This window comes from Paraburkholderia sp. 22099 (genome assembly GCF_052045835.1).
Classification (GTDB): Bacteria; Pseudomonadota; Gammaproteobacteria; order Burkholderiales; family Burkholderiaceae; genus Paraburkholderia; species Paraburkholderia terricola.
Genome location: NZ_JBQEPU010000018.1, coordinates 73476 through 99567 on the forward strand (window position 1 = coordinate 73476; position 26092 = coordinate 99567).

A 26092-nucleotide genomic window follows, 5' to 3' on the forward strand; every position below is an offset into this window, starting at 1 on the left:
CCGCTAGCGAATGCAAAAAATGAAAAAAGCCAAATTGATTGCATGTCACGAATGCGACTTTCTCCAGTGGGAGACGCCGCTCGTCGAGAACGGTGTCGCGCGATGCCAGCGATGCAATGCAACGCTCTACCGCTGCTTGCCGGCAACCTATGATCGCGCGCTCGCCCTCACCCTGGCTGCCGCCGTGCTGTTCGTGGTGGCCAACTGCTTTCCGATCGTGGGCCTATGGGTCAATGGCGTGCTGGTCGAAACCACGCTTTTCGGGGCGGCTTATTCGCTGTACCTGGACGGCATGTGGCCGATTGCCGGACTCGTGTTCGTCACAACGCTTCTGATGCCGGCGTTGAACATCGCGTCCGTGATCTATGTGCTCATACCGTTGCATATCGGCGGCCTGCCTCAACGTTCCGAGATCGTGCTTCGTGTGCTCCGCCATGTTGCGCCGTGGGGAATGATCGAAGTGCTCATGCTCGGCATGCTGGTCGCGCTCGTCAAACTGCAGCACATTGCCTCGGTAGTGCCCGGCGTCGCGATCTGGGCATTCGGCGCGGTCATGGTGCTGCTCGCGGCAGCGGCCGTGACATTCAATCCGCGCGATATATGGGCGCGCCTCGATGCGGTGCAAGGCCGCAGCATGCCGCCTGCGCTCGCTTCCCACGCCACGCAAATGACCGCCGCGCGTGCGGGTCTGTTCGTGTGCCACGATTGCGGCTTGCTGTCGAAGCCGCTCGTTCACGGTCACGTCGGGACCTGCCCGCGTTGCAGCGCCGCGCTGCATTTGCGCAAGCCCAATAGTCTTTTGCGCACCTGGGCATTTCTGTTTGCCGCGATGATCCTTTATATCCCGGCCGTTCTGTTGCCGGTCATGGTCACCAGTACGCTGTTCGGTGCGCAATCGGACACCATCCTGAGCGGCGTTGTTTATCTCTGGACCTCGGGGTCGTGGCCGCTTGCCGCTATCGTTTTTGTCGCAAGCATCGTGGTGCCCATGCTCAAGATTCTGTCGTTGGTCTACCTCGCGTGGAGTACCCAGTTGCGCTCTCCGCTGATTCCACACACGCGAACGCGTATTTACCGCGTCGTGGAGAGGGTCGGCCGCTGGTCGATGCTCGATATTTACGTCATTACCATTCTGGTTGCGTTCGTGCAGTTCGGCACCGTTGCCTCGGTCGATGCGGGTCCTGGCGCCATTGCATTCGGCGCGGTCGTGGTGCTCACCATGTTCGCCGCGCTGTCATTCGATCCCCGGCTGATATGGGACGCCGTGGAGCCGGAAGGTGAATAGATCGTCAGCGCGGAACGGAACCGCTATTCCCGAAGCCGTCGCGATCGAACCATCGAAGTGGCGCATTCAACTGATCTGGCTGGTGCCGCTGATCGCCGTACTCGTTGCCGGTTGGCTGGTGGTGCGTTCCGTGATGCAAACGGGCCCGACCGTCACGATCCGCTTTTCGACCGGTGAGGGCATCGAGGCCGGCAAGACCAGGATCAAGTTCAAGAACGTCGACGTGGGCATCATCAAAAGCGTCGAGCTTTCCGACGACCACAAGACCGTGCTGGCCAGCGCGGAGATGTCGCGCAACGCTTCCAGCATGCTCGTCGACGATACGCGCTTCTGGGTTGTCCGGCCGCGCATTGCCGGCGGTACGGTATCGGGTATCGGAACAATATTGACCGGCTCTCACATCGGCATGGATATCGGCACTTCGAAAACAGCGCGTGGCGATTTCGTCGGACTGGAGTCGCCACCGGCTCTCGCATCGGGCACGCCGGGGCGGGAGTTCGTGCTGAAGAGCGAGAACCTCGGTTCACTCGATATCGGCTCGCCGGTTTTTTTCCGGCGCCTTCAGGTCGGGCGGATCGTTTCATACGCGCTCGACGCGGACGGCGTCGGCATGACGCTGCACGTTTTCATTAATGCGCCCTACGACAAGTACGTCACCAGCGACAGCCGCTTCTGGCACGCCAGCGGCGTGGATATGACGCTGGATGCGAGCGGCGTGAAGATCAACACCGAATCGATGGTGTCGCTTCTGATTGGCGGCCTCGCATTCGAGACTCCGCCTGACGCGACGCCCCGGATCGAAGCAGAAGCGCGGCACGAGTACAAACTTTTCGCCGACCGTGCCGAGGCGATGAAACGGCACGACGCAATCGTTGATAAATACGTGCTGAACTTCAAGGAATCCGTGCGCGGCTTGACCCTCGGCGCGCCGGTTGATTTCCGCGGCATCGTCATCGGCGAGGTGTCGGCAATCAGCTCGCGTTTTGATCCGGCGACAAAGGCGTTCGATATCCCCGTCGAAGTCAGCATTTTCCCCGAGCGTTTGATTTCTCGCGATGACGCAGGAAGCGCCGTCGGGCGAATACCGTCGGAGCGCAAGGCGTTTGCGGACTACCTGGTGACAAAAGGAATGCGCGCGCAACTGAGAACAGCGAGCCTGCTCACGGGCCAACTGTATGTCGCGATCGATTTCTTCCCTGCGTCACCGAAGGCGAGCATGGACTGGAGCAAAAAGACGCCCCAATTGCCGACCGTGCCGGGCAACTTGCAGAGTTTGCAAGACTCGATCACCACGCTCGTGGCGACGTTGAACAGGATTCCATTCGAGGGCATCAGCCACGATCTGCGCAAAACGCTCACTGACGCGGACACGCTGATGAATACGATCAGCACCGATCTCGCGCCCGACGCCAAGGCGACGCTGAGCGCGGCGCGCGAAGCGCTCACGTCGGCGAATCGCGCGTTGCAAAGCGACTCGCCGTTGCAGCAGGGCAGCGCCGAGACCATGCGCGGGTTGTCGCGCACCGCGGCCTCGTTCCGCTCGCTGGCGGAGTACCTGCAACGCCACCCGGAAGCGCTGCTGCGCGGCAAGGTCGAGGACAAGTAATGCGTCGATATGCAACGCTACTGCTGGGCGTGTTCGTGCCGATGCTTCTGGCGGGATGCGCGAGTTCGCCGGCGTCGAGGTTCTATACGTTGAGTCCGGTTCAGGCTGTCGCGCCGCCGCAAGGCGCCAATGCGATCGCGATTCAGATTGCTATCGACCCGGTTACAGTGCCCGACCTGGTCGACCGGCCGCAAATCGTTTCGAGGCTGGATGCGAACCGCGTGTCGATAAACGAGTTCGCCCGCTGGGCCGAGCCATTGAAGAGTCAGATTCCGCGCGTGCTCGCCGCGGATCTCACGCGGCTCATGCCGGGCGCGATGGTCTCCACGTATCCGCAGCGCGTGGACGATGACGCCTACCGCGTGTCGATCGACGTGCAGAGCTTCGATTCCCCGGCGGACGGCACGGTAACGCTGGCCGTGATCTGGTCAGTGCGCGTGCCGAGGGGAGCACGGAAAGTGAATGGACGCTCGCTCGTGCGCGAGTCGGCAAATGGGCCAGGCTACGACGCGCTGATCGAGGCGCACAGCCGGGCGCTCGCGTCGGTGGCGAGAGACGTCGCGGTGGCGGCGCAATCGCTCATGCCGCCGTGAATTTCTGAACCACTTGCGCACCAGCGAGCAACCAGCAACCAACCAGCAACCAACCAGCAACCATTCACGCGGACATCTTCCCATCGGACTCGTCATCCGCATGGTCCACCGCCGCGCCCGCCGCATCGCGCATGCCATACGCGGTCATCAGCCGATACAGCGTGACGCGCGAGATGCCGAGCGCCGTCGCGGCTTCGCCCAGCCGGTTGTTGTAGCGCCGCAAGGCGGTTTCGATCGCGCCGCGCTCGGCCGTTTCGCGGATATGGTCGAGCGTCGCGGTTCTCCTGTCGGCAGGCGATTCGAGATCGAGGTCGTGCGGCGTCAGCAGCCGGCCTTCGGCCATCACGAGCGCATGGCGCACGCGATTGATCAACTCGCGCACGTTGCCGGGCCAGTGGTAGTGGCGCATGGCCTCGATCGCCGACGGCGTGAAGCCATGAATCTTGTGCGTGCTGTCGGTCTTGTACTTCTGCAGAACGTGGTGCGCGAGCACTTCGATATCCGCGCCGCGCTGGTTCAGCGGCGGTTCGTCCACGCGCAGCACGCACAGGCGATGGAACAGGTCGGCGCGAAAGCGTCCGTCTTCTATCGCCGCTTCGAGGTCGACGTGGGTCGCTGAAATGATGCGGATGTCGACCGCAATCGGCTCATTGCCGCCGAGCCGCTCGATCTTGCCTTCCTGCAGGAAGCGCAGCAGGCTCGCTTGCGCTTCGAGCGGCATGTCGCCGATTTCGTCGAGAAACAGCGTGCCGCCGTTGGCCGATTCGATGCGGCCTATCTTGCGCCGGTCCGCCCCCGTGAACGCGCCGCGTTCATAACCGAACAACTCTGACTGGAGAAGATTGTGGGCGATCGCGCCGCAATTGATCGCCACGAACGGCGCCTTGCGGCGCGGCGAGCGACGGTGGATCGCGAGCGCGGTGAGTTCCTTGCCGGTGCCGGACTGCCCGGAAATGAACACGCTGGCGCTCGTGTTGGCGACCTTGCGGATGGTGCTGAATAGCTGCCGCATGGCCTCGCAATTGCCCACCATCTCGTCGTCGTCCGCGAGCGGGGTTCCGGCGGCGGTGTCGAGGTAATCCAATGCCGCCATGCCCCGAGCGTGCCCGAGCACGCGCGCGATCGATTCGCGCGGCAACGGCAGCGTGACGTAGTCGAAACAGTAATTGCGGATCAGCTCGCGCACCGGCTTGCTGGCCGCCTGGCCATCGGCCGTGACCGCCACCCAGCCGATCGCCGTTTGGCTCAGGCAGGCCTTGAGCACGGAAAAGTCGCGCAGCGTGAAGCCGTCGAAATCGATGAGTCCGGCGGCGACGCCGGTCTTTCTCGTCGCGGCCTCGGCGCTGGCGGGGGTTTTCGCCACGACCACGTCCCAGCCGGCCGCGCGCATGTCCGCGAGAAGCGCGTCGTCCGGCGTGCGAGCAACGCAGATCAAACGGCGCCGAGTGTCGGGCAGGCGCGCGGGAGCCGGCTCGGCCGGACCGGCCGTCGCGCAGACGACCGTTGCAGCGCGCTCGGATGACTTTCGCACGGTACGTCCCCCTTCATTCTTGCGTCGGTGCGCGCCCGCACACCTGTTGCCGCGAGGAGCGTGAAACGCCCCCTCAGCAATAACGTCCGGATTCGCCCCTGGACGTATCGGTACTTTCCCCGGCGACATGCAATTCACGAACACCCGATGCACACCGCCGGTTCGAGCACCTTCTAACCGCCGCCGCTCAACGTGGGCAGCAACACCCGGTAGATGTGGATGAACGCGGGCCCGAGCAGAACCGTGAGCAGCGCGGGAAAGATGCAGAAGATCAGCGGAAACAGCAATTTCAGCGCGATCTTCGCGGCCTGTTCCTCGGCGCGCATCCGCCGCCGTGTGCGCAGCGTGTCCGACAGCACGCGCAACGACGAGCCGATACTGGTGCCGAACCGTTCGGCCTGCACCAGCATCGCGCAAAACGAATCGACGTCCTCGACGCCCGTGCGCAGCGAGAGATTGCGTAGCGCCTTTTCCTTGGTAAACCCGGAGCGCATTTCGAGCAGCATGAGTTGCAGTTCGCTCGCGACCACCGGGCTGCGCAATTCGATTTCTCCCGCCACTTTCATCAAGCCCGCGTCGAGGCTGAGACCCGCTTCGACGCACACGGTCAGCAGATCGAGCGCGTCGGGGAAGTCCTCGAAGATGGTCCGCTTGCGCCACGCGATGCGCCGCGTCAGCACCACGTTCGGCAGGTAGTAGCCGAACGCGGCGAGCAGCGCGAGCGTGCCCATGAACATGTACTGTTGCGCGAAGAACGACGTATTGGACAGCAACACGAGCGCGATCAGCGGCAGCACGAGCGCAAGAATGGTTTTGGCGGCGAAATAAAGCGCGGCGGCTCCCTGCGTGCGCCAGCCCGCGTTCATCATTTGCACGCGCAGCGCCGAGTTTTCCCAGCCTTCGGCCGGGATCGACAGCTTCGAGATCGGCTGCGAAATCTCCGCGAGCTTTTCGAGCCAGGCCGACCCGGTCGACGTACTGCCGGGTTCGGACATGGGCAGGTTCGCGCCGCCCGCCTGCTCGATGCGCCGGCGCATATCGCGTGGCGAGAGCAGCAGCATCGCGGCGAATGCCGCGCCGAACACCACGGCGAAAAGACCGGCCAGCAACAGCATATGCATCGAGTCGAGCGTTTGCATGACAACTCCCTGGTATCTTGTTACGCGACACGCCTGCGAGGCGGGCGCGTCAGACGCGAATCTTCACGATGCGCCGCATCCACATCACGCCGAACAGCATGGAGAAGGCCAGCGTCTGCAGCATCTTGATGCCGGCCGGGTCCTGCCACAGCACGTCGAGAAAGCTGGGGTTCAGGACCATCATGAAGCCGGCGGTGACGAACGGCAGCAGGCCGAGGATCCACGCCGACAACTTGCCCTCGGCCGACAGCACGCGGATCTTGTCGAACAGCTTGAGGCGCTCGCGGATCAGCGTCGCGATGCCGTCCAGCACCTCGGCGAGATTGCCGCCCGTTTCCCGCTGGATCAGCACGGCGATCACGAAGTAGCGCAGATCGCGAACCGGCACGCGCGTCGCCAGATTCAACAGGGCTTCGTTCAGCGAGACGCCGTAGTTGATCTCGTCGAACGTGATGCGGAATTCGCCGCCCATCGGCTCGGCGAACTCGGTGCTCACCATGCCGATCGCGCCCGAGAACGCATGCCCCGCGCGCAGCGCGCGGCTGATCATGTCGGCGACGTCGGGCAACTGGCGTTCGAGTTGACGCAGCCGCTTGCTGCGCCGCCGGCTCACGTACAGGAACGGAATCGCCGAGGTGGTGAGCGCGCCGAGCGCGGCGAACAGCGTCGGCACCGGTGCGAACGTGGCCGCCCCGAGCACGGCGGCCGGCAGCACGAGGCTCGCGCCGAACAGCCGCGCGATCGACCACTTGAGCCCCGACTGCTGGATCCACAGGTCGAGCGTCTGGATGCGCGGCAGCCGCATCAGCAGCTTGTCGAGCGTTTGGGACTCGCTCAGCATGCGGTTCTTCAGGATCGTGAGGCGATCCTTATGCACCTGGCCGCCGGCGGACAACGCGCGGATTCGCGATTCGATCCGGCGCGCGGAAGGGCCATGACGATTGTTCCACCACTGGTAGCCGCCCTCGAGCGCGAGCACGACGGCGAGGAACAGCAAGATGGCGAATGCGTAGAAGATCGGGTTCATGCAGGTCTCCTGAGACCGCGACGAGTCAATGAGCGGATCGGCCTCGCCGGATCACCGGGTTTCGAAGTGCCGTCCCGGATCGTAGGTTTGATCGGGCAGGTTGATGCCGAACGCCTGCAGGCGCTCGGCGAATTTGGGCCGCACGCCGGTCGCGCAAAAGTACCCGCGCACCGAACCGTTTTCGTCGATGCCGGTCCGCTTGAATGTGAAGATTTCCTGCATGTTGACGATGTCGCCTTCCATGCCGGTGATCTCCTGAATGCTGACGATCTTGCGGCGTCCGTCGGTCAGGCGGGCCGCCTGCACCACCACCGAGATAGCCGACGAAATCTGCTGGCGCATGGTTTTGGTCGGCAGCGACAGGCCGCCGAGGTTGATCATGTTTTCGAGGCGCGTGAGCGCATCGCGCGGCGTATTCGCGTGGATCGTGGCGAGCGATCCTTCGTGACCCGTGTTCATCGCGTTGAGCATGTCGAGTGCTTCCGGCCCGCGCACTTCGCCGAGAATGATGCGGTCAGGCCGCATCCGCAGCGCGTTGCGCACCAGCGTGCGCTGCGTGATCTCGCCGCGCCCCTCGATGTTCGGCGGGCGTGTTTCGAGCCGCAGTACGTGCTGCTGGCGCATCTGCAGTTCGGCGGCGTCCTCGATCGTGACGATGCGTTCGTCGTCGGGAATGAAGCCCGACAGCACGTTGAGCAGCGTGGTCTTGCCGCTGCCGGTGCCGCCCGACACCAGCACGTTGACCTTCGCGCGCGCCAGCGCATCGAGCACCTCGGCCATCGGCGGCGTCAGGCTTTGCAACTCGATCATGTCGGAGACCTGCAACGGATTGACCGCGAAGCGCCGGATCGAGAGCAGCGGTCCATCCACCGCGGAGGGCGGAATGATCGCGTTCACGCGCGAGCCGTCCGGCAGACGCGCGTCGACCATCGGGCTCGATTCGTCGATGCGGCGCCCGACGCGCGACACGATCTTCTCGATCACCTTCATCAGATGCGTGTCGTCGTAGAACGTCACGTCGGTCAGTTCGAGCCGACCCTTGCGTTCGACGTAAGTGTGCTGGTACGTGTTGACCAGAATGTCCGACACGGTCGGATCGCGCAGCAGGCTTTCCAGCGGACCGAAGCCGAACATCTCGTCGTACACGTCGATCACCAGCTGGCGGCGTTCAAAATCGTTGGCCGGCGCTTTCTCTTCTTCGAGAATGCGCGTGATGAGCGTGCCGATCTCCTGGCGGACCTGATCGGTCGGCAAGCGCGCGAGACGTTCGAGTTCGACGCGTTCGAGCACGCACTGATGTATTTCGCGTTTGAGCTTCTGGTAAGCGCCCCGCGCCATCTGATTCGACGAATGGTGGCTGCTTTCGCGCTCGGCGAACGGCTGCACGCGTTGAGCGGAAATCTGTTCACGCAGCGACATGGTGTGTCTCCCTGTTGTGTATCACATAGCCTTCAGTTTCGGCGCCGGCTGGCGGCCGAAGAAGCGGCTCAGCAGCGGCTCGCTTTTGACGCGGCTGCCTTCGGGTCCCGCCGAGAGGCTGACGATGTTGCCGGCGAGCGCGAGCAGGCTGCGCGACACGCTGCTAGTGCGGCTCACCTTGGTGATCGGCACGCCGTGATTCACCGATTCCAATACCGTGTCGGTATCCTCCGGGATGACCTGATACGGCCGCATGCCGAGCACTTCTTCGAGCGCGGCGCGCGCGCGTTCGCCGTGGCGCGTGTAGCGGTTCAGCAGCAGCCGCGTGCGGTCGGCCGGATAGGCGAGGGACGCGAGGATTTCCTGCAGACGCCGGCCGGCTCGCACGTGCGGCATGCTTGCCTGCAGCACGAGATGAATCTGGTCGCTGCGATCGAGCGCGAGGATGGACAGCGCGTTGACGGACTGGCCGAGGTCGAAGATCACCATGTCGTAGCGCGGAACGGCCACGCCCAGGATCCATTCGAGCCTTTCTTCCTTGATCTCCGACGCCTTGATCGGATCGCCCGCGCCGGCGAGGATGTGGAACGTGTCGCTCACGTGCACGAGGCAGGCGTCGAAGAAAGCCGCGTCCATGCGCTCGACCTGCGCGCACATTTGCGGCAGCGTGGAGGGCGCTTTTTCCTCGGTCACGAGAAACGCGGCGTCGCCGAAAAGCTGATTGAGGTCGATCAGCAGCACGCGCTTTTTTTGCGTTTCGGAGATCGCATGCGCGACGTTGCTGGCAATGAAGCTGGTTCCCGCGCCGCCCTTGCAGGACAGGAACGAAACGATCTGCGTCTCGTGCGCGCCATTGAGCGCCCGCTGGCTCTCGATGCGCGAGAGCGCGTCGCCGAGCGAGGCGCGATTGAGCGGCCAGCCCAGCACGTCGCGAAAGCCCGCGCGCATGGCTTCGATCAGCGTCTGCGGCGACGCGTCGGGAATCAGCAGAATGCTGGTGACGTGGGTGCGCCCGCTGCAGAGCCTCGCGACGACCGGCAGCTCCGCGGCATCGAGCGACGCGGCGTCGACGATCAGCACGTCGAACGCGTCCAGGCTGTCGCCGCGCTCGATCAGCAACGACGGCCTGCCTGCCACGCGCGTGGTGCGATAGTTGCCGCACTCGCCGATCAGGCGCACGATTTGCGCGAGCCGCGTGGCGTCTTCCGAAGTGATGAGAATGTTGATCATGATCGTGGTGGCCTGGTTATAGGAAGTTATTGACAGACGGTGCCGCCGGTCGACGTCGCGAGGCTTTCGCGCGGCAGCGTGGTGGTGAGCGGCGGCATCGTGAGCGTGAGCGGCACGAACGGAATCATGGTTTGCACGCTGACGTTGCTGATGCTGACGGTAACGAGCCGGCACGTGTTGCGCGCCGTCGCGGGGTCCGCGTCGCAGCCGGTCGGCGTGTACGCGACGTTCACGTTGGACGAGGCGAGCAGGGGCAATAGGCTGGTCATCTTGCTCTTGATCACCGCCGCGTTGGCATCGCACACCACGGCGGTGCGCGCGCCGAGACGCACGGCCTCGCTCGCGGTGTTCCAGTAAAACAGCACGCGGCTGAATTCGCAGATGCCGATCAGCACCGTGCAGAGAATGCCGGCAACCAGTGCGAACTCCACGACGGCGGCGCCGCGCTGCTTGCGCAGCCGCCTCGATACGGATAACGGTAGCGGGTTCATGACACTTGCCTCATCACGGTAACGATGTTGCCGAACGTCAGGCCCACCAGGTTGAAGTAGGTGAGGAGCGGCGAGTACGGATACCCGGCGATCTTCACTTCGACCAGGTTGATGCTGCCGGCGGCGTTCGAGGGGCCGACGCCGTTGTCGTTGTCGTAGGTCGGGACGTTGGCGAACTGCGGCGGGTCGGACGGATCGGTGCAGCCGCTCGTGTGCGCGCTGTCGCATACGACCACCATCGAAGTCGTCAGGCCCGACACGAGTTCGGTTCCGCTGCCCGACGAGGGGCACGTCGTGCTGCCGTAGACGGCGAGGCACTGAGCCTGCGCGAGCGGGTACGCGCTATCGGTCGGCAGGTAGGTGGACAGATAGCGGGCCGCGTCGCGCGTCGCCTTGGTGAGCGCTTCGTACTGGTAGATCGCGTGACCGAATTCGGCCACGCCGGCCACGAGCGTGACGAGCGGAATCAGCACGATGGCGAATTCCACCGCGGCCGCGCCGCGCATGCGCGCCAAACGGGAAGAGTGTTTTTTCATGACGGCCCCTATTGCAACAGCACGGGAACTTGCGGTCCGACCGAGCTGCCGGAGCCCGGCACGCCCTGGGTCGCGCACGGGCTTCCCGCCATCGACGACGAACCGCGGTACTCGAGATGGACAGGCCCGGCGGTGCCGGTGGAGCCCATCGGATCGAGCATCAGCACGCAATCCCACGTCACGACCGGAGCCTGATGCGCGCTTGCCAGCGTGCCGCAATCCAGTTCGGGGGCGAGCGCGAGACGCCGGTCGGCGCCGAGCGGATAGTTGCCGGCGCTGTACGTGCCCTTGGTGTCGACGCCGGAGAGCGTGTCGCCCTGATAGCTCTGAAACGTGTTGCGCTTGCTGACGAAGTCGCTATAGGCGTTGAACTTTGAGCTAAAGGTGGTCTCCGTGTACGCATATCCCGTGAAATCCGGTGCGCCGTCCTGAGGTCCCTTGAACGAGGTGCCGTAGATGCCGAAGCGCGTATTCCATGCACCCGCGTCGGCGACCTTGTTGCCGGTCGAGCCGATGCTCGCGCCGACCGCGGGCAGGCTGCAGAAATTCCCCGTCAATTCGTTCTTGATCGCGACCGCATTGCTGCTGCCGTCGAGGGCGGCCCAGCCAAAGTTGCCGGGGCCGTCTGCCGGCGAGGAGCCGCTTTTCGACGCGATCCACTGCCCGATCGTATAGCTCGCGCCCACGATGGGCGGCGTGACCTCCGTCCCCGGCTTGCAGATGAAGACCGGAATCGCGCAGGTGGTTTGCGCCGCGCCGACAGTCGCGACCGCCGAAGCGGAAACCGTCGCGTTGGCGATGGTCGCGCCGGTGAATGCGCCGAGCACCTGGATGAACCAGTGCGCAATGTTCGACTTCGACGTCGTGCATTTGGCGTACTTCATGCTCGCCGGGCTGGCGACGGCGCTCTTCGGCAGGAACGGGTTGCTCAGCGAATCGCTGAACAGCACGCTGCTGTCGGTCGTCAGTTGCACCGCGCCGCTTTGAAACAGCGCGTAGTTGAGGTGGCCGGCCGTGATGCCGGCGGCCTCGGGCACGGACAGATTGACGGTGGCGCCGGTGAGATCGCGCGCGGCCGCCAGCGCGCAGGCATCGGCGCTGTTCTGCAACTCGCTCTTGGCGACGTACAGCTTGCCGAGATCGAGTGCGAGACCCACGAAGCCGATCAACGCCACCAGCGACACCGCGACGATGATCGATACCGCGCCGCGTTCGCCGCGGCGAGCCGCGCGGTATCCCCCTGATTGTTTTACGCGATACATGACGCCCCCCGGTGCATGGTGTCGTTACTGGCTGCCGCCCCCGCTGCCGACGCCGATGACGAATGCATTCGGTGTCGGCACGGGTTGTTGAAACGACTTGTCGTAGGTGTTCATCGCCGAGGCCGCGGCCTTGCCGTCCACGCCCTGTGCCGCTTGCGCGTGTTCCGCCGCGTGCGGATCGATGATCTGCGCCTGGGTGACGCTTTTCAGCGCCTCGCCGATATGCGCATCCCAGATCGGCGTGCTGGTCATGCAACCGCTGAGCGCCGCGCAGACCGGCACGATGAGCGCGGTCCAGCGTGCGAAAGCAAAGTGTTGGTGTTTCATGAGATTCCCCTTGGCATCACATCAATGTTGGAGCGCGCTGCTCGAAGCGTCCGCTTTCGCGACTTCCTGCTTCGCCGTGCGCGCGGCGATCCGTGCCGCCGCGCTTTCGATGCGGGCGGCGCGAGCGGCCTGCGCGGAGTCGGCGGATGGCGTCGGCGTCTCCGCCAGCGGTTCCACGGTGACCGTCGTCGCCGGCACCGCGGCCGACGTGACCGGTGGCGCGTCGGGCTGCCGCAGCACGGTTTCCGTCGGTTCCTGACGCGCCGGCGCGGGCGTGGGCTGCGGTGCTTGCGGCTTCACGGAAGCCGGCGCGGTAGCGGGTGCGGTAGCAGGCGCGGCGGCGGGTGTGGCGTTGGCAGGCGCGGCGGCGGATGCGGCAGGTGTGACATTGCCAGGCGCTGCGTTCTCCGGCGTCGCGGCGCTGGGCGCGGTGGTCGCTGCCGGCGCTTTCAGCTTCGGATGACGGCCTTCCATGTTGCCGGTGGCGTAGACATCGACCGCGTTGGCCGGCGAGAAGCTGTCGGTCGGCAGCGGATAGTCCGCGGTCTGCAGCGGCTTGACGAGGTGCGGCGTGATGATGAACACCAGCTCGGTCAGGTCCTGCTGGAACGACGTGCTGCGGGCCAGCGCACCGAGCACCGGAATTTCGCCGATGCCGGGCACCGCCTTCAGCGCGCCGGTGACGTTGCTCTTCATGAGCCCGCCGATTGCGAACGATTCGCCGTCGCTCATCTGCACGACCGTGGACGCGCGGCGTGTCGTGATGAGCGGCAGGATCGACACGCCGCTCACGTTGGTCGCGCTGAGCGTGATGCCGGTCGGCGAGAGCTCGGAGACTTCGGGCGCGACCTTCAGGCTGATGCGGCCATTGGCGAGCACCGTCGGCGTGAACTTCAGGCCCACGCCGAATTCTTCTTCCTGCAGCGTGATGGTCGTCGCGCCCGTGCTGCTGCTCTGCGGCACCGGAATGAAGATCTTGCCGCCCGCGAGGAAGGTGGCTTCCTGTCCGCTGATCGCGACCAGATTCGGCTCGGCGAGAATCTTCACGAGGTCGTCGGTCTTCTGCGCGTCGACCGCGAAGCCGAACGGCCGGTTGTTCGCCTTGTTGCCCGCGGCGAAGCTGGTTACGCCGGCCAGCAGATTGCTCACGAGCGCGCCGCTCCATGAACCGAAGCCGCCCTGAATGTTGAATGCGGCGCCCATCTGATTGATGAGCGTCTTCGACACCTCGGCGACCTTCACTTCGAGCATCACCTGTTGCGGCGCATCCACCACCATCATGTTGATGACGTCGGCGGGTTTGCTGGTGCTCGAGCTTTGCTGGGCCACATTGTTGCCGTTGCCCATCGTGCCGGTGCCGCTCTGCGATTGCTGCGTGGGCTGGGCGCTCGCGTGAGCCTTGGCGATTTCCATCGCCTGCTGGGCAGCCGGCGAACTCGACACGTGGCCGCCGAGCACCAGGTTGCCCGCCGCGGTCGACACGCGGATGCCGCGCTCCGCGGGCAACAGTTGCCCGAGCGATTGCTGCACGCCGTTGGCGTCGATGTTGACGATCACGTCGATGATCTGGCAACTGCCGCTGCGTCCCTGCACGATCATGTTGGTCGTGCCGACCGCCATGCCGACGAGGTACAGCGTGCGGGGCGATACCAGCGTCGCCTGCACGATCGTCGGATTGCCGAGCGTGCGGTTGCGGACCGCTTCGGCGAGCGGCAGCAGGGCCGACTTGCCGACCGGCACGACGACGCTGGTTTGCTCATGGACCGCGCCGGTGCAGTCCGGGCCGCGCAGCGGCGCGGCCGATCCGCCGGCCGGCGTCGGCGCCGCGGCGAGCATCATCTGCCCCGGCACGCGGCCGCCCGGCAAGGGCGTGTTCGGCCGCGCTTTGGCGAGCGCCGGACCCTCGAATGCTTCCTGCGCCATGCTGCCTTGCGCAACCAGTAATCCGGCGCACAGTGCCGAGGCGACTACGACGCCACCCAGCGAGCGGCCACGCTTTGCGCCGCCGGATGAGAACCCCAGTTTCGTTTTCATTTCTTCATCCCCCATTCCCGACATCTTGTGAATCGAGATTTCTGATCTTTGCTTGGTGGTGTCAGCTGCGGCGTTCCGTCTTCGCGGATGCCGCCGCGTCCGGTTTAGAAACATTCGACACTGCCCAGCACACCCGAGAGCACGCCGACGCAATCGCGCTTGACGGCCGGCCGGGCGGCGTAACGCACCTTCGCCGGCTGAACCGGCAAGGCGGCCGGCGCCGAGGCGGGCACGGCGGCGGAGGTGCCGAGCAAGGTGAATTTGGTGGCGCCGACGGTCGGCAGCGTGGCCTTGTCGATCTGATTGCGCAGCACGAGCGAGAGCGTGCCGACGCTGCGCGCCAGATCGAGTTTTTCCGCCTGCACGGGCGAGACTTCGAGCGTGACGGCGTTGACGACCTTCGGCGCGGTATCGTCGCGATTCACCTGCTGCGCCACCGCGAGCACCAGGATCTTTTCCAGCACGATCTTCGAGATGCTTTGCTGATCGGCCTTGCCCGGCTCCTGCGTGTTCACGATCACGTCGACGTAATTGCCCGGCAGCGCGAAGCCCGCGACGCCGACCACGTCGTTCACGCGCACCGTGATCGCGCGGTTGCCTTCGCCGATCACGGCCGACAGGCCGCCCTTGGTGCCGATCGGCGCGAGCTTCGATTCGATCACCGGCTCGCCGCGGCCGAGACTCGTGCGCACGACGCGGCCCTCCAGCGCTTTCGGATCGGTGAACGCGCCGGGCGGCACGCTGCCCGTCGGCCAGTTGACGGTGCGGATCAGGCCGGCGTTGAGCGGCTCGCCGAGATTGACGTCACCCGCGGCGACCGCGATCGGCGTGATGGCGCTCGACGAGGTTTGCATCAGCCACCGCGAGGCGAAGACCACGGCAGCGAGACCCGCCAGGACGGCGATGGCCAGCATGACTAAAGCGCGACTGTTTTTCATGGTGATACTCCTGCGTAGGTCGTTGGACACTTGCCGGTCAACCGGCGGCCAACTGTCGGCCCGGCCGGTCGGCCGTGGGTGGGTAAGAGGCGTCGTGGTCGGTCGCGATGCCGAAGTAGTTATGCCAGGCGTCGCGCAGTCCTTCTTCCGTCACTTCGCGCGCCGCGCCCCGGTAGTGCGCCGCGGCGGAAAACAGATCGAGCAGGTCGCCGGGATAGCAGGCGAGGAACGGTCTGCCGCTCGGGAAGTGCAGGTTGTGCAACAGGTAATCGAATACGGCCTGGCTCGCGGTGAGTTCCAGCGCCGCGCAGCGGGCGTTGAAGACCGCGTGGTAGTCGTCGACCGATAACGGGCCGACGTACAGCTTCGAACCGAGCCGGCGCAGGAAGGCGTCGTCGAATTCGCTCGGCGTGAGGTTGCTGGAGAACACCGGCCAGACGTCGAACGGCGCCATGAAGCGCGAGCCGGATTGCAGCGTGAATTGATCGACGCCACGATCGAGCGGCATCAGCCAGCGATTGAGCAGTTCATGCGGCGCGATGCGCTGGCGGCCGAGGTCGTCGACGATATAGAGACCCATGCTCGCCTTCATGTGCGGCGGCGCCTGATAGAAACCGGCCGCGGCGTCGTAGCGCAGGTCGAGCCCCTCGAGCGTCAGTTCGCCGCCGGAGATCACCACCGGGCGGCGGCACATGCGCCAGCGCCGGTCGGCGGTCGACGCCGGCTCCTGCTCGGGCGCGTCGCGGTGCACGAGCGGGTCGTAAAGCTGAATGATTTCGCCGCCTACGAAGAGCGCGTAGGGAATCGGCACATTGCCGCGCAACAGCAGGCCGAGCCGCTCCGCGAGAAAGGTCTTGCCGCTGCCCGCGAGGCCGTGCAGCAGCAAGGGCCGTCCCGCATTGAGCGAGGCGGCGGCGGCGTCGAGCAGCGCCGGATCGATGACCACGCCGTGGAACGCCGCCCGCACCTCCGCTTGCGTGATGCGCAGCCAGCGCACCGAATGTTCGCGCACGCTTTGCACATAGCTTTCGAACACGACGGGTGCGGGGCCGCAATAGCGGCAGCGCGCCATGTCGTCCTGCGCGAGCGTGCGGCCGCTGTCCGTGAGACGAACCTGCACGTCCATGTCGGTCGCGCCGCGGTGCGTGATCTCCAGCAGATGCTCGCGCACGAGAAAGGCCAGCACTTCATCGAGCACGCCGATGGACAAGCGGTGCCGCTCGGCGAGTTCGGCGAAGCTCGACTTGCCGTACAGCAGCGCTGACTTGAGCACGAGGCGGCTCACGAATTCCAGAGGCAAGCCCGTTTCGGCCAGCGTGCGCGGCGCGCGCAGCGACACGGCGGATTCCTCCGCGCGACGCCCATGCGAGGGCGCCGGCTCGGGAAGGCGCGTCACCTGGGCAAGCGTCGCGCTTTCGATGTTGTGCTGGTTCATCGCTCTTTTCTCCAGCGCCGTTTGCCACTGGCGCTACAGGCTGTACCGCTGTTAGCTGCCTCGTATCGAAGGCAACCCCGGATTGCTCGGCTACGCAGCCGATGCGAACAACACACCTAATGTCCCGGCGGCAATGGCGACGCCGTAGGGCAGTGATCCAACCGATTCGACCTGCAGATGCTCACGATTCCTCGCCCGTTGTGCGGGGCGCCACGCGCTCGTCGTCATGCACCAGAGATTCACGAGCAACTGCCGCATGCGGCCTTGATGCAAGGCGACCCACAGCGACCAGATTCCGCCGATGACGAACGTCGCCAGTGCGATGCGCACGGTCAGCGCCGGTCCGACCCAGGCGCCGATCGTCAGCAGCAGCTTCACGTCGCCGGCCGCCATGCCGCGCAGCAGATAGAACGGCAGCAGGACCGCGAAGCCGGTCAACGCGCCCATCAACCAGTCCGCGCCGCCCGCAAGCGGGCCTTGCAGCCAGAGCTGCACCACCAGCGCGGCGGCGAGGCCGAGCGCGATGATCCGGTTCGGAATGCGCCGGCTGGTGATATCCGTGCTGGCGGTCACGATGGCCAGCGCGATCACGCATGCGGGAATGGGTTGGGGCGGCAGTAACATGACGTGTCCGGTCTCGTTCTTCTGCGTTCATGCAAGCGCCGCCGCGACCTTCGTCGCGATGCGCTGATAGAGATCGCTCACGGAGCTGCCCAGTGAAGCGACAGCGCCGAGGACCGTCACCGCGATCAGCGACGCGATCAACGCGTACTCGATCGAAGTCACGCCGCCTTCGTCTCGCAGAAGCTGCTTCACTACGTCGCTCCATGCATGCATGGCGATCTCCTGAATGGGTTCGTTGCCGGGTCCCGTTTGGCAACGGGCCCGCAACGATCTTAAGGAAGACGGGAGAGACGGAAAAACCGCTCACCCGTCAATCCCGTCTCACAGGTCGTTTCCGATCGTGGTGAACACTGAGTCCAGCTTTTCGCCAACGGTCTTGACCGCACCGATGATGACGACCGCGATCAGCGCGGCGATAAGTCCGTATTCAATGGCGGTGACACCATCTTCGTCACGAACGAAACGCTTGGCTTGGGCGATGATGTTTTGCATGGCTAACTCCTTTGGATGGCAACAATAAGCCCTTGACCTGAACAGGCTGAGGGAAGGAACTACAAAGGAACTACAGGGCACTACGGAAAAAACCGGCGTCGAATCTAGACCTGACGTGTCGGTGCGCGCGCAAGAGCGTGCAAACCGGGCGGGGCCGAGGATTCCTTGCGAGGAAACGGATAGGGGAGCGTGAGCGCGGCGATCGGCCTGGCGCACGGTCCATGAAGATCACCTTCAGCGCGTTGGTGCGCGCCGCGGACGATCGATGCAATGGCAGCAGGGAACGTAGCGTTCGAGTCGCTGTTGCGACGGTGGGTCCGCCGCTTGGTTTGATGGTTCTTCATCTCGTGGTCCTCTGCTTCGTTGCTCGTTATTGGCTTCCGGTGTGAGCTGGAGCCCGCTAGTCAGTCGGCGACCACCCTCTGTTCCATCCACACGCGCTGTGATGTTCTTGCAGCAGCGCATGCGGACGAACTTCCCCGTGGCTGACTTCCGTCGCGGTTCAGGCTCTCGCTCGTCGCTGCTGCCTGAATCGCATCGGTCGTCACGTCGTCGACTTCCGCGCTTTCCCCTTTGCAAGCTCCAGGCCAGCGACCCCAAATGCCAGGAAAGACGGCGTTGACGCCGATTCGCCCGCGCTTCGGTTGCGTTCCTGAAGCACAGGTTGTCTCCGATCTGCGACGTTTTCGGGTGCCGGCCGGCCACGCTGAAAAACCCGCAAAGGCCCGCCAATCAAGGCGCTGCGCAAAATTTCTAGCGATTTACCCTGGGACGAGTTCAACGCCTCGGCGGTCGATATCGGGAGGTTTTCAATCGGCTTGCCAGCCCAAACCGTTGCATGCGTGAAACATGACCTCTTCGGCACGCTCAAAATCGCGTCGAATTTCCGCTTCGAGGGGTTGATTTCGGACCTGCCTCGGCTGGGCAGGAAAACGATGGGTTGAAAGTCTGAATATTTCCTACAACAATGAATCGACCGTAAGCGCGCGACGTTCACTTCGTTAGCTTAGGAATAGAAAGAAAAAAACGAATGGACCGGATGAGTAGAAAAACATTCGGACCTCATGTGAGGCGGGGATCATGTACTTTGCAGATCGGGGACCACTCGATGCGGACCGTCGCATCCACGGCTGGCTGACTCGCGAGCGCGTGCTGCTGTACAGCTGCGCGATGCTCGTCGTGTGCGCCATCGTATTGGCGGCCTGGGCCTGGACCAGTCACGGCTTCATGGCGGATAACACCACGCGTCCGGGCATCGATTTTTCGGTGTTCTGGACCGCGTCGCACATGATGCTGAACGGCACGCCGGCCGCCGTCTACGACTATCCGACGTTTGCACGCGCCGAGTCGGCGCTATTCGGCGCATACGTCAATCACGGTTTTTTGCCGTGGCTCTATCCGCCGACGCTGCTGCTGCTCGTCGCACCGCTTGCCCTTTTGCCGTACGTCGTTTCCTATGTGCTGTTCATGGGCGTTTGCGCATGGCTTTTCGCAATCGGCACGCTCGGCGTGAGCGGCCTCGCCGCGCACTTCCATCGCCCGCGAATCGCGGCGCTCGTCGTGCTTGCGTATCCCGGTGTGTATATCGCGGCGGTCGTCGGACAAAACGCGCTGCTCACCGCCGCGCTGATGGCGTTCGCCGTTCGCTGGAATGAGAAGAATCCGGTACTGGCCGGCATTTGCATCGGCTTGCTCGCGATCAAGCCGCAATTGGCCGTGTTGTTCCCGATCGTGCTGATCGCGACGCGCGCCTGGAAGACGATGGGCGCAGCCGCGATTACCGCCGCCACGTTTGCGGGCGTCAGCGTCCTCGTGTGCGGCACGCAATCGCTCCACGCGTTCATGGCCAGCGCCAGCTTCGCGCGAGAGATGGTGCTGGAGAGCCGCATGCTGTACTGGTTTGCGTCTCCGACGCCGTTCGCCACGATGCGTCTCGCGGAAGCATCCATCGTCATGGCTTATGTCGTGCAAGGCGGCGTGGCGCTGATCGCTGCCGCAGCCACCTGTTACGTATGGCGGCGCACGCCCGACCTGCGCATGCGAGCCGCGGTAATCGCCGTGGCGACGATGCTCGCCAATCCCTACCTGTGGTTCTATGAACTGACGTGGCTCGGCGTCGCGCTCGCCTGCCTGGTGGTAAGCGGTCTGGAAAAGGGCTGGCGGCGCGGCGAGCAGACCATGCTGGTGATCGCGTGGCTGCTGCCGATCTACGAATACCTCAATCGCCTGACTCACTTGCCCCAAATCGGACCGATGGTGCTGCTGCTGGTGCTGCTCGTCATCGTGCGGCGCGCGCGGCTCGACACGGAGGTGACGGCATGAATCCGCACGCGTTCCGTCATGCGCCGTCGAAGTCACGGCCTTTGCCCGCGTTGCAGGTGGCGGGTCCGCGGCGGCGTCCGCATTGGCTCAATGCAAACCGGCTGCGGCTCTATCCGCTCGTCATGTTCGCCTGCTTCGCATTGTTCGTTGCGATCTATCTATTCCGCCTGAACACGCAGAGCGGGATCAGTCCGCTCATGGTGGACTTCCTGCCGTTCTGGAGCGCGGCGGTCATGGCTCTCCAGGGGCATGCGGTCGACGCCTATAACGTGCACGCGCTTTCGCTGATCGAGATCGGCGCGATGCCGCATTTCGCCACGGTCGACGGCATCCTGCCGTGGCTGTACCCGCCCAATGCGCTGCTCATGATCGTTCCGCTCGCGCTGCTTCCTTATAAGCTGGCGGCGGCGGTGTGGCTCGGCGGCGCGTATCTGCTGTTCGTCAAGACGATTCGCACGATCTTGCCGGACCGGCAGGCCCTTCTGCCCGCGCTGTTCTTTCCGGGCGCGCTGTTCGTCATCACCGTCGGGCAAAACGGTTTGCTGACGGCCGCGCTCGCCGGATGCGGCCTCGCGTGGCTGTGTCGCCGCCCGGTCGCGGCGGGCATCTGCTTCGGCCTCTTGTGCATGAAGCCGCAACTGGTGGTGCTGTTTCCGCTGGCGCTGCTGTGCTCTCGTTCGTGGCGCGCGCTGGCCGCGATGGTGGTGACGGCGGGGGCCACACTTGGCTTCGCGCTGCTCGCATTCGGCACCGGCACGCTGGGCGCATTCCTGCATAACACGGGGATCGCCACCTACAGCATCGAATCGGCGCACGCGACGCTCGCCCGCATGCCGACCCTCTTCGCGCTCGCGACGCTGCTGCACGCTCCCGCGCTGCTCGCTTATGCGGCGCAGGGCGCGTGTGCGCTGCTCGCCGCGGCGGCGGTCTGCTACGCATGGGGACGCGAAAGCTCGCACGCGCTGCGCGCCGCCACGCTGGTCTGCGCGAGCCTGCTCGTGAGCCCCTATCTTTACGACTACGACCTCGCCTGGTATGGCGTGTTGATCGCGTGGTATTGCCGGCATGCGCTGGCCGAAGGCTGGCGGCGCGGCGAACGCGAATGGCTGGTGGTCCTGTGGATCGCGCCGCTTGCCGGCATGCTGATCGTCGCCATGGGGCCGTTCCAGTTCATGCCGTTGATCTCGCTCACCACGCTCGCGATGCTGGTCGGGCGCATCGCGGTCGAACGGCGCGCGGCGCCGGTCTTGCAAGCTTACGTGGACGAATGAGGGACGAGTAACGGCTCATCCGCACGAGGCGTCAAATCAGAATTACGGGGAGGTCATGATGTCTGAACATAACAATATTCCATTGATTTCACTGGTGGTGCCGTTCTACAACGAAGGCGAGGCAGTCGGCCATTTCTTTAGCGAGATCGTTCCGGTGCTCGAAGGCATCGAATCGACGCGCTTCGAAATCGTCTGCATCAACGACGGCAGCAACGACGGCACGCTCGACAAACTCATCGCCGCCAGCGTGCGCGACCCGCGCATACGCGTGATCGACCTCACGCGCAACTTCGGCAAGGAGGCCGCGTTGACGGCCGGCATCGACGAAGCGTGGGGCGACGCGGTGATTCCCATCGACGCGGATTTGCAGGACCCGCCGAGCCTGATTCCGGTGATGATCGAACACTGGCGCGCAGGCGCGGAAGTGGTGGCCGCCAAGCGGGCCAACCGCGCATGCGATACGTTCGCGAAGCGCACCGCCGCCTCGATCTACTATCGCGTTCACAATGCGCTTTCCGAAGTGAAGCTGCCGGAAAACGTCGGCGATTTCCGCTTGATGGACCGTCAGGTGGTCAACGCGCTGCGCAATTTGCCGGAGCGGCGGCGCTTCATGAAGGGGCTCTTCGCATGGGTCGGCTATCGCACCGTGATCGTCGAGTATCAACGCGAACCGCGCAGCGCGGGCCGTTCGAAATTCTCCGGATGGCGCTTGTGGAATTTCGCGCTCGAAGGCATCACGAGTTTCAGCACCGTGCCGCTGCGCAGTTGGACCTATATCGGTCTCGCGATCGCGACCGTGGCTTTCGTGTACGGCGGGTTCATCATCGGCCGCACGCTGTGGCTCGGCAATCCCGTGCCGGGTTATGCGTCATTGCTTTCCGTGATGTTGTTCATGGGCGGCATCGAGTTGATCGGCATCGGCGTGGTCGGCGAATACATTGGCCGCATCTACTACGAGACGAAGGGGCGGCCGGTCTATCTCGTGCGCCGCCGCTATCAGGAGAACAGCAAGATCAGCACGCTGCCGGTCGGGCGCAACGGTTCGCGCGCGTCGAACATGGTACGGATCGACGCGGCACGCAAGCGCGTGCGGTTCGCGAGCCGCTGAACGGAGGCGCGAATCATGTCCCCCGACGCTTATCTTCAGATGGCCGAGACCGAGTCCGAACATTGGTGGTTTCGCGGCCGGCGCGACGTGTTGCGTTCGGTGTTGCGCCGCCTCGCGTTGCCGTCGCGTGCGCGCGTGCTCGAAGTGGGTTCGGGCACCGGCGGCAACCTCGACATGCTGGCCGGATTCGGCAGCGTGAGCGGAATGGAAATGGACGAAACGGCGCGCAGGCTGACCGCACAAAGCACCGGCGCGCGTTTCGACATCCGTGCCGGGCGATGCCCCGACGATCTGCCGTTCCACGGCGAACGCTTCGATCTGATCTGCTTTTTCGATTGCCTCGAACACATCGCCGACGACGTCGCTTCGCTCGAACGCATGCGGGACGTGCTGGCCGTGGGCGGAAAGGTCGTGGTGACGGTGCCGGCCTATCAATGGCTATGGAGCGCGCACGACGTGCATCTCCATCACCATCGACGCTACAGCCGGGCGACGCTGGCGGCGTGCGCCGCAAAAGCGGGGTATCGCATCGAGCGCATCACGTACTTCAACACGCTGCTGCTTCCGCTCGCGATTACCGTGCGTTTTGTCGATCGCCTGTTCAGACGCGGCGAGTCGAGCGGGGACGCCGTGCCGTCGAGTGCGCTGAACACGCTGCTTTACCGGATCTTCAGCGCCGAGCGTCACTGGGTTTCACGCGGCGCATTGCCGTGCGGCGTGTCGCTGCTCGCCGTGCTGAGCGCGAAGTGACGCACAGGGTGAAGCACCCATGACGAAGCGCACGGAGTTGATACGGCTGATGCGCTTCGGCGTATGCGGACTCTCGGCGACAGGCCTGCATATCGCGATTGCCGTGGTGTTGATCTCGCGCGCCGGTGTCTCGCCGACGCTCGCCAACACAGTGGCGTTCGCCTGCGCGACCTGTTGGTCGTATCTGGTGAATACGCTGTGGAGCTTTTCGTCGTCGCTTCGCGTGCGCAACGTTTGGCGATTCATCGCCGTGTCGCTCGGCGGTGCGGCTTTGACCGGCCTTGTATCGACGCTCGCGCAAGTTGCGGGAGCGGGGCCGTGGATCGGGATTGCTCTCGTGGTTTGCGCGGTCACGCCGCTTTCCTTTCTCACGCACCGTCGCTGGACGTATCGCTAGCGCGCGGCGGCGCGCGCTTATCTCGTTGGTCTTCAGCGCCGGCTTCGCGCGGCGGGCATGCGGGATGCTCGCCTGCCAGCCAGGTGGAGGCGAGGCGCGGCCCCGGAGCGATCGTATCCGTCATGATCCGGACGAGCGGTGCGCGGGGGTGCCAGGCGGCTCGCCCTTTCCACCGCTAGACAGTGAGCCGCGCCATGACTTCGAGACCGCTGCAATTCGCGCACAAGCCAGGAGGCACACGCAATTTGCGGGGCGTCGCCCTAACGGCGCTCAAACGCTTTTCATCGGACCGCTGCACGACACTCGCCGCGAGCATCGGCTTCTATTCGGCTTTCTCGCTCGCGCCGACGCTGCTCATCGTGCTGACGGTGGCCGGCTGGTTTTTCGGCGAGTCGGCCGCAAGCGGCAGGCTGTTCGCACAAGTGCGCGACGTCATGGGCAAGGACGCGGCAATGGCGATGCAAACCATTGTCGAACATGCTCATCGCGCGAGCGGCGGCGGTCTCGCCGCGCTCGTGTCGACGGGGCTGCTGATCGTCGGCGCGTCGGCCACCTTCAGTTCGCTGAACACCGCATTGGATGTCGTTTTCTCAGCGCGACAGCGTTCGGGCATGGCGGGGCTCGCGCTGCTCGTGCGGGCGCGGCTCATCTCAGTGGGCCTGGTGCTCGGCGTCGGCTTCCTGCTGGTCGTCTCGCTCGTGCTCGATGCGGCGATCGCTTATGTCGGACATCGGATACTCGGTGACTCGCCGCTGGCCGTCGCGGCGCAGATCGCGCAGACCGTGTTCGGCTTGCTCGTGCTATGGGCCGCCTTCGCCGCGCTATTGCGCTGGCTTCCGGATACGCACGTGCGGTGGACTCAGGCATTGAGCGGCGCGGCGGTATCGGCGGTTCTCTTCACCGTGGGACGGCGGCTCTTCGGCATCTATCTGGCTTATGCGGGCACGGCGAACTCATTCGGCGCGGCGGGCTCGCTTGCGGTCTTGATGATGTGGCTTTACTTTTCGGCGGCCGTATTCCTGCTCGGCGCGGAGATAGCCGCCGCGATGGGCGAGCGCCGCGACCCTCGCGACGATCGACAGAATGCGAAAAAACCTCCCGGCAAGGTAACGGGCAGCGCTCACGGGTGACGGCCGGGCGCGCCGTCGCTCGCGCTGCATGGCGTCGGGCGGGAAACCCGGCATCGGCTAAACGTTGCTTGCATGACAGGCGATAGATCACGGCGTAACACGAATGAAACCCGCGATGCTCTGGCTACCATTGATCCTCTTAAGACCGACGCAGATAACGGTGGGTCTGATCTACGTCGCCGTCAAGATCGACATCATGCGGCGGATGGAGGACGGCGCGCGCAAGCGCTTCATGGAAAAGCACGCGATCAAGTGCGCGCGCGCCGCGGACGGCTCCTTGCATATCGTCGATCATCATCATTGGGCGCGGGCCTGGCATGACTGCGGCATCGAGAAGGTTCCCGTCGAGATCGTGGCGCACTTGCCCACGGATTGCTCAAACGGCATCTGGACCGCGCTCGCTGAAAGAAGCTGGCTGCATCCCTATGACGAATTCGGGCGGCGTCGCGACGCCAGCGATCTTCCCGTCACGGTCGGACTGATGCGCGACGATCCGTATCAAAGTCTTGCGGCGTTGACGAGGCGCGCCGGCGCCTATCGCAAAGCTCACGCGACGTGCAGCAGCTTCATCTGGACGGACTTCATCCGCGGCGCCGTGCAACTGGAAGGAAGCGACACCGTTGCTTTCACGAGCGCGCTTCTGGCCTCGATAAAAGCCGCGCGCAGCGACGCGGCGCGAGCGCTGCCGGGGTTCATCGGCAATCGCGATCAGTAGGGCTTCATTGCGCGCTACCGCTTAACCCGCGCCTAACCCGCGCTCAACCGTTTTCATCGACCCATTCGATTGCCCAGCGCCGCGCGTATTCCATCGCATCGCGTTCCGAAGGAAACTGCCCCAGGTCGCCTGACCATTTCTGCTCGACCAGTTGCGTGCCGTCGGCGGAGCGGCGCAACAGTTTCGCGCGTGCGAAGTAGTGGCCGCCTTCGCTCAACGGCGTGGCGTCGATATGAAAATCCTTGTAGTCGAATTCCATTATTTCCCCGCCGTGCTGTTGCGATACGTGTTGGCGCAGCAAACGTTGCGCCCGTCACGGCTCTTCACCGCTGACGCGTATCTTTTTCCACCGACTCGCGGCATCCGCGCTTCGCTCGGGGCATCGCACCGCCCGCGTCGCTGGCACACGCCATGCGCGGTTGCCGGCATG

At 64.6% G+C, this 26092-nt stretch carries 27 protein-coding genes; 11 read left to right on the plus strand and 16 right to left on the minus strand.

The annotated features are described in order from the left end of the window. Window positions 1-19: 19 nt before the first annotated feature. The 3 genes from ACTJLC_RS18400 to ACTJLC_RS18410 are packed head-to-tail and all read left to right on the plus strand — an operon-like array spanning window position 20 to window position 3484. Window positions 20-1285 carry a paraquat-inducible protein A gene (locus tag ACTJLC_RS18400; protein ID WP_310313613.1) on the plus strand — a complete coding sequence of 422 codons (1266 nt, stop codon included), beginning with the start codon at window positions 20-22 and terminating at the stop codon, window positions 1283-1285. Further along, window positions 1278-2891 carry a PqiB family protein gene (locus ACTJLC_RS18405; protein WP_440844801.1) on the plus strand — a complete coding sequence of 538 codons (1614 nt, stop codon included), beginning with the start codon at window positions 1278-1280 and terminating at the stop codon, window positions 2889-2891. The genes ACTJLC_RS18400 and ACTJLC_RS18405 overlap by 8 nt, the downstream gene beginning before the upstream one ends. Then, on the plus strand, window positions 2891-3484 hold the full coding sequence (locus tag ACTJLC_RS18410) for a PqiC family protein (RefSeq protein ID WP_310313619.1): 594 nt from the start codon (window positions 2891-2893) through the stop codon (window positions 3482-3484). The genes ACTJLC_RS18405 and ACTJLC_RS18410 overlap by 1 nt, the downstream gene beginning before the upstream one ends. 64 nt (window positions 3485-3548) lie before the next feature. Here ACTJLC_RS18410 and ACTJLC_RS18415 read toward each other — a convergent pair whose 3' ends face one another. The 15 genes from ACTJLC_RS18415 to ACTJLC_RS18485 all read right to left on the minus strand — a co-directional run bounded on the left by ACTJLC_RS18415 (window position 3549) and on the right by ACTJLC_RS18485 (window position 17969). Continuing rightward, window positions 3549-5015 carry a sigma-54 dependent transcriptional regulator gene (locus ACTJLC_RS18415; protein WP_374709809.1) on the minus strand — a complete coding sequence of 489 codons (1467 nt, stop codon included), beginning with the start codon at window positions 5013-5015 and terminating at the stop codon, window positions 3549-3551. Window positions 5016-5188: 173 nt separating this feature from the next. Continuing rightward, window positions 5189-6154, minus strand: coding sequence for a type II secretion system F family protein (locus ACTJLC_RS18420; RefSeq protein ID WP_083081443.1), 966 nt, complete (start codon window positions 6152-6154; stop codon window positions 5189-5191). 49 nt (window positions 6155-6203) lie between these two features. Then, window positions 6204-7181 (minus strand): type II secretion system F family protein, encoded by a 978-nt coding sequence (locus ACTJLC_RS18425; protein ID WP_073428886.1) that lies wholly within the window; start codon window positions 7179-7181, stop codon window positions 6204-6206. Window positions 7182-7232: 51 nt separating this feature from the next. Continuing rightward, window positions 7233-8600, minus strand: a complete 1368-nt coding sequence (locus tag ACTJLC_RS18430; RefSeq protein ID WP_073428885.1) for a CpaF family protein — start codon at window positions 8598-8600, stop codon at window positions 7233-7235. A gap of 21 nt (window positions 8601-8621) precedes the next feature. Continuing rightward, on the minus strand, window positions 8622-9830 hold the full coding sequence (locus ACTJLC_RS18435) for an AAA family ATPase (protein WP_083081441.1): 1209 nt from the start codon (window positions 9828-9830) through the stop codon (window positions 8622-8624). A gap of 26 nt (window positions 9831-9856) precedes the next feature. Next, entirely contained in the window at window positions 9857-10321 is a 465-nt protein-coding gene (locus ACTJLC_RS18440; protein ID WP_154873032.1) for a TadE/TadG family type IV pilus assembly protein, read from the minus strand. Further along, window positions 10318-10827: a TadE/TadG family type IV pilus assembly protein gene (locus tag ACTJLC_RS18445; RefSeq protein ID WP_084561398.1), complete on the minus strand. Its 510-nt coding sequence runs from the start codon at window positions 10825-10827 to the stop codon at window positions 10318-10320. The genes ACTJLC_RS18440 and ACTJLC_RS18445 overlap by 4 nt, the downstream gene beginning before the upstream one ends. Window positions 10828-10865: 38 nt before the next feature. After that, entirely contained in the window at window positions 10866-12119 is a 1254-nt protein-coding gene (locus ACTJLC_RS18450) for a pilus assembly protein TadG-related protein (protein ID WP_310313622.1), read from the minus strand. Between the two features lie 24 nt (window positions 12120-12143). Continuing rightward, complete coding sequence (locus tag ACTJLC_RS18455) at window positions 12144-12446, minus strand: hypothetical protein (RefSeq protein ID WP_073428880.1); 303 nt, start codon at window positions 12444-12446, stop codon at window positions 12144-12146. A 21-nt stretch (window positions 12447-12467) separates the two neighbouring features. Further along, entirely contained in the window at window positions 12468-14480 is a 2013-nt protein-coding gene (locus ACTJLC_RS18460; RefSeq protein ID WP_073428879.1) for a type II and III secretion system protein family protein, read from the minus strand. Window positions 14481-14584: 104 nt separating this feature from the next. Next, the gene (cpaB, locus tag ACTJLC_RS18465) at window positions 14585-15418 is read right to left on the minus strand and encodes a Flp pilus assembly protein CpaB (RefSeq protein ID WP_073428878.1); all 834 of its coding nucleotides are present in this window, start codon (window positions 15416-15418) and stop codon (window positions 14585-14587) included. 37 nt (window positions 15419-15455) lie between these two features. Then, entirely contained in the window at window positions 15456-16853 is a 1398-nt protein-coding gene (locus ACTJLC_RS18470) for an ATPase (RefSeq protein ID WP_083081432.1), read from the minus strand. A gap of 90 nt (window positions 16854-16943) precedes the next feature. Next, window positions 16944-17477, minus strand: a complete 534-nt coding sequence (locus tag ACTJLC_RS18475) for an A24 family peptidase (protein ID WP_310313627.1) — start codon at window positions 17475-17477, stop codon at window positions 16944-16946. Between the two features lie 27 nt (window positions 17478-17504). Continuing rightward, complete coding sequence (locus ACTJLC_RS18480; RefSeq protein ID WP_073428875.1) at window positions 17505-17690, minus strand: Flp family type IVb pilin; 186 nt, start codon at window positions 17688-17690, stop codon at window positions 17505-17507. A gap of 108 nt (window positions 17691-17798) precedes the next feature. After that, complete coding sequence (locus ACTJLC_RS18485) at window positions 17799-17969, minus strand: Flp family type IVb pilin (protein ID WP_073428874.1); 171 nt, start codon at window positions 17967-17969, stop codon at window positions 17799-17801. A gap of 221 nt (window positions 17970-18190) precedes the next feature. On the opposite strand from ACTJLC_RS18485, the gene ACTJLC_RS18490 reads away from it, so the two are divergent. The 8 genes from ACTJLC_RS18490 (at window position 18191) to ACTJLC_RS18525 (ending at window position 25662) form a co-directional block, all read left to right on the plus strand. Next, window positions 18191-18358 (plus strand): hypothetical protein, encoded by a 168-nt coding sequence (locus ACTJLC_RS18490; protein WP_440844808.1) that lies wholly within the window; start codon window positions 18191-18193, stop codon window positions 18356-18358. Window positions 18359-19049: 691 nt separating this feature from the next. Continuing rightward, complete coding sequence (locus ACTJLC_RS18495) at window positions 19050-20291, plus strand: glycosyltransferase family 87 protein (RefSeq protein WP_310313631.1); 1242 nt, start codon at window positions 19050-19052, stop codon at window positions 20289-20291. Continuing rightward, window positions 20288-21562: a glycosyltransferase family 87 protein gene (locus ACTJLC_RS18500; RefSeq protein ID WP_310313634.1), complete on the plus strand. Its 1275-nt coding sequence runs from the start codon at window positions 20288-20290 to the stop codon at window positions 21560-21562. Before ACTJLC_RS18495 ends, ACTJLC_RS18500 begins: the two co-directional genes overlap by 4 nt. Before the next feature lie 58 nt (window positions 21563-21620). Further along, window positions 21621-22670 carry a glycosyltransferase gene (locus ACTJLC_RS18505; protein ID WP_154873038.1) on the plus strand — a complete coding sequence of 350 codons (1050 nt, stop codon included), beginning with the start codon at window positions 21621-21623 and terminating at the stop codon, window positions 22668-22670. A 15-nt stretch (window positions 22671-22685) separates the two neighbouring features. Further along, the gene (locus ACTJLC_RS18510; RefSeq protein WP_310313637.1) at window positions 22686-23420 is read left to right on the plus strand and encodes a class I SAM-dependent methyltransferase; all 735 of its coding nucleotides are present in this window, start codon (window positions 22686-22688) and stop codon (window positions 23418-23420) included. 19 nt (window positions 23421-23439) lie between these two features. Continuing rightward, window positions 23440-23817 carry a GtrA family protein gene (locus tag ACTJLC_RS18515; protein WP_073428869.1) on the plus strand — a complete coding sequence of 126 codons (378 nt, stop codon included), beginning with the start codon at window positions 23440-23442 and terminating at the stop codon, window positions 23815-23817. Window positions 23818-24011: 194 nt separating this feature from the next. Then, on the plus strand, window positions 24012-24947 hold the full coding sequence (locus tag ACTJLC_RS18520) for a YihY/virulence factor BrkB family protein (protein ID WP_310313640.1): 936 nt from the start codon (window positions 24012-24014) through the stop codon (window positions 24945-24947). 115 nt (window positions 24948-25062) lie between these two features. Beyond that, a complete protein-coding gene (locus ACTJLC_RS18525; RefSeq protein WP_310313643.1) occupies window positions 25063-25662 on the plus strand; it encodes a ParB/Srx family N-terminal domain-containing protein in 600 nt (199 codons plus the stop codon). Between the two features lie 43 nt (window positions 25663-25705). On the opposite strand, the gene ACTJLC_RS18530 is transcribed toward ACTJLC_RS18525, so the two are convergent. Then, window positions 25706-25921, minus strand: a complete 216-nt coding sequence (locus ACTJLC_RS18530) for an HlyU family transcriptional regulator (RefSeq protein WP_154873042.1) — start codon at window positions 25919-25921, stop codon at window positions 25706-25708. Window positions 25922-26092 lie beyond the last annotated feature (171 nt).

Bases quoted from the DNA above. Each gene is read 5' to 3' on its own strand.
- ACTJLC_RS18525 (WP_310313643.1), top strand. From the start codon at position 25,063: ATGCTCTGGCTACCATTGATCCTCTTAAGACCGACGCAGATAACGGTG.
- ACTJLC_RS18500 (WP_310313634.1), top strand. From the start codon at position 20,288: ATGAATCCGCACGCGTTCCGTCATGCGCCGTCGAAGTCACGGCCTTTG.
- ACTJLC_RS18515 (WP_073428869.1), top strand. From the start codon at position 23,440: ATGACGAAGCGCACGGAGTTGATACGGCTGATGCGCTTCGGCGTATGC.
- ACTJLC_RS18460 (WP_073428879.1), bottom strand. From the start codon at position 14,480: ATGAAAACGAAACTGGGGTTCTCATCCGGCGGCGCAAAGCGTGGCCGC.
- ACTJLC_RS18530 (WP_154873042.1), bottom strand. From the start codon at position 25,921: ATGGAATTCGACTACAAGGATTTTCATATCGACGCCACGCCGTTGAGC.
- ACTJLC_RS18445 (WP_084561398.1), bottom strand. From the start codon at position 10,827: ATGCGCGGCGCGGCCGCGGTGGAATTCGCCATCGTGCTGATTCCGCTC.
- ACTJLC_RS18510 (WP_310313637.1), top strand. From the start codon at position 22,686: ATGTCCCCCGACGCTTATCTTCAGATGGCCGAGACCGAGTCCGAACAT.
- ACTJLC_RS18485 (WP_073428874.1), bottom strand. From the start codon at position 17,969: ATGCAAAACATCATCGCCCAAGCCAAGCGTTTCGTTCGTGACGAAGAT.
- ACTJLC_RS18425 (WP_073428886.1), bottom strand. From the start codon at position 7,181: ATGAACCCGATCTTCTACGCATTCGCCATCTTGCTGTTCCTCGCCGTC.
- ACTJLC_RS18400 (WP_310313613.1), top strand. From the start codon at position 20: ATGAAAAAAGCCAAATTGATTGCATGTCACGAATGCGACTTTCTCCAG.
- ACTJLC_RS18410 (WP_310313619.1), top strand. From the start codon at position 2,891: ATGCGTCGATATGCAACGCTACTGCTGGGCGTGTTCGTGCCGATGCTT.
- ACTJLC_RS18435 (WP_083081441.1), bottom strand. From the start codon at position 9,830: ATGATCAACATTCTCATCACTTCGGAAGACGCCACGCGGCTCGCGCAA.
- ACTJLC_RS18495 (WP_310313631.1), top strand. From the start codon at position 19,050: ATGTACTTTGCAGATCGGGGACCACTCGATGCGGACCGTCGCATCCAC.
- ACTJLC_RS18440 (WP_154873032.1), bottom strand. From the start codon at position 10,321: ATGAACCCGCTACCGTTATCCGTATCGAGGCGGCTGCGCAAGCAGCGC.
- ACTJLC_RS18420 (WP_083081443.1), bottom strand. From the start codon at position 6,154: ATGCAAACGCTCGACTCGATGCATATGCTGTTGCTGGCCGGTCTTTTC.
- ACTJLC_RS18490 (WP_440844808.1), top strand. From the start codon at position 18,191: ATGAAGATCACCTTCAGCGCGTTGGTGCGCGCCGCGGACGATCGATGC.
- ACTJLC_RS18520 (WP_310313640.1), top strand. From the start codon at position 24,012: ATGACTTCGAGACCGCTGCAATTCGCGCACAAGCCAGGAGGCACACGC.
- ACTJLC_RS18470 (WP_083081432.1), bottom strand. From the start codon at position 16,853: ATGAACCAGCACAACATCGAAAGCGCGACGCTTGCCCAGGTGACGCGC.
- ACTJLC_RS18430 (WP_073428885.1), bottom strand. From the start codon at position 8,600: ATGTCGCTGCGTGAACAGATTTCCGCTCAACGCGTGCAGCCGTTCGCC.
- ACTJLC_RS18475 (WP_310313627.1), bottom strand. From the start codon at position 17,477: ATGTTACTGCCGCCCCAACCCATTCCCGCATGCGTGATCGCGCTGGCC.
- ACTJLC_RS18455 (WP_073428880.1), bottom strand. From the start codon at position 12,446: ATGAAACACCAACACTTTGCTTTCGCACGCTGGACCGCGCTCATCGTG.
- cpaB (WP_073428878.1), bottom strand. From the start codon at position 15,418: ATGAAAAACAGTCGCGCTTTAGTCATGCTGGCCATCGCCGTCCTGGCG.
- ACTJLC_RS18480 (WP_073428875.1), bottom strand. From the start codon at position 17,690: ATGCATGCATGGAGCGACGTAGTGAAGCAGCTTCTGCGAGACGAAGGC.
- ACTJLC_RS18505 (WP_154873038.1), top strand. From the start codon at position 21,621: ATGTCTGAACATAACAATATTCCATTGATTTCACTGGTGGTGCCGTTC.
- ACTJLC_RS18450 (WP_310313622.1), bottom strand. From the start codon at position 12,119: ATGTATCGCGTAAAACAATCAGGGGGATACCGCGCGGCTCGCCGCGGC.